A 1,880-nucleotide genomic window follows, 5' to 3' on the forward strand; every position below is an offset into this window, starting at 1 on the left:
GCCCAGCAGCGGCCGCACTGGCTGCTGCTCTGCGGCGCGCCCGAGGCCGTCCGCCAGGCGGTGCCGGCGCTGGCCAAACAGCCCTGGCTGGAAACCGACGGCATGGTGTTGATCGACGCCTCCGCCGCCCCGCCCCCAGGCGGCTGGCGCCGGCTGCGCGGGCGCTGGCAAGCGCCGGCCGACGCCGTCATCGCCCTGCTGCCCCAAGCCGGCGACGCCGCCGCGCTGGCCGAGCGCGCCGAGCAATTGGCCATCGCCAGCGGCTGGACCCTGCCCATCACCCTATGCCAGCGCGCGCCCGACGATGCCGGCCCCGGCGTCGCCGGCTGGCCCTTGCCGGCGCTGCCCGCCAACGCCGACGACTGGGCCGCCCAGGCCAAAGCCTGGGCCGACCGGCTGGCCCTGCGCGGCATTCCCACTCACCCCGATGTGGCGGCGCAACCCTTTCTGCTGCGTTGCGCCCAGTGGCTGGAACGCGAAGCCGCGGCGCTGGCCGAGGCCTGGCAGCGCTGGCGCGGCGGCCTGGGCACAGCTCCCGCCTTCACCGCGCTGGCGCTGGCCACCTGGCCGGCCGACGTCCGGCTGTGGAGCGGCGCGGTCAGCCAGGGTTTCGCCTTCGCCCCGCGCCGCAGCAGCAGCCTCTGGCAACGCCGGCTGGCCGGACTCATTGGCGCGCTGTGCCTGTTCTGGCTGGCCGGCATGCTGGCGTCCGCCTATCAGAACCACGGCCTGATCGCCGAGGCCCAGGCCACCATCGACGCCCAACCTAAAACCGCCACCCTGAACAGCGCGCTCCAGCTGCAACGGCTGCTGGAGAAGCTGGAGGCCCGCCAGCGGCACGGCGCGCCATGGTCCGCCCGCTTCGGCCTGAACCGCGACGCCGCCTTGCTGGAACGGCTGCGCCCGCACTACGCCCGCGCCATCGGCCAGGCGATGATTGCCCCCGCGCGCGGCCACTGGGCGCGGCAATTGCAGGCGCTGAACCAGACCCCCAGCACCGAGTTGAGCACCGACCCGGCCCGTACCGAACAGGCCTATCAGGCGCTGAAAGCCTATCTGACGCTGGACCAGCCGGCGCGCGCCGAACCGGCCTTCCTCGCCGCCCAACTGACGGCCCAGGATGATGGCGGCTTCTCCCCGGCGCTGCGCCGCGCCATGGCGCAGTTCTACGCCGAACGGCTGGCCGGCCAGCCCGGCTGGCGCATGGCCGCCGATCCGGCTTTGGCCCAGGCCAGCCGCCAGACTCTGATCGGCCAGCTGGGCCGCCAGCAGGCCGACGACGCCCGCTACCAGCAGATCCTGGCGGAAGCCCAGGCCAAGTATCCGCCGCAAACGCTGGCCGCCCTGCTGCCGGGCCAGGACTTGCGCGGCCTGTGGCGCAGCGAGGCCAGCCTGCCCGGCGTGTTCACCCGCAAGGCCTGGGACGAGCATCTGCGCGCCGCCCTCGCCGACGCCCACCGCCGCCAGGGCAGCGCCGGCGACTGGGTACTCAATGCCGGCGAGGCCGGCCTGGCCGATCAGCCCAGCGCCGGCAAGGCGCTGGACGCCGCGCTACGCCAGCGTTACTTCACCGACTACACCCGCGCCTGGCAACAATTCCTCAATGCGGTGTCCTGGCAGAGCGAGGCCAAGCTGGCCGCCAACGCCCAGCAACTACAGGTCTACGCCGATCCGCAGCGCTCGCCGCTGCGCGCCTTGATGGCGCTGGTGCGCGACAACGCCCGCGCCGGAGAACGCGCCGACAGCATCGGCGCCAATCTGATGGACAAGGCCCAGGCGCTGCTGGGCAAGAACGACGCCAGCGCGCCGGTCATCGCCGCCACAGAAACCGCGCCGCTGGCGCAAAGCTTCGGCCCGCTGCTGCGGCTGCTGGAAGAACG

General features: G+C 73.6%; 1 protein-coding gene. It reads left to right on the top strand.

The features are described from left to right. Positions 1 to 1,880 (top strand): ImcF-related family protein (locus MOV80_RS23220; RefSeq protein ID WP_249605556.1); only part of this gene is annotated, 1,880 nt, incomplete at both ends.

This window comes from Chromobacterium sp. IRSSSOUMB001 (assembly GCF_023507765.1).
Taxonomy (GTDB): Bacteria; Pseudomonadota; Gammaproteobacteria; order Burkholderiales; family Chromobacteriaceae; genus Chromobacterium; species Chromobacterium haemolyticum.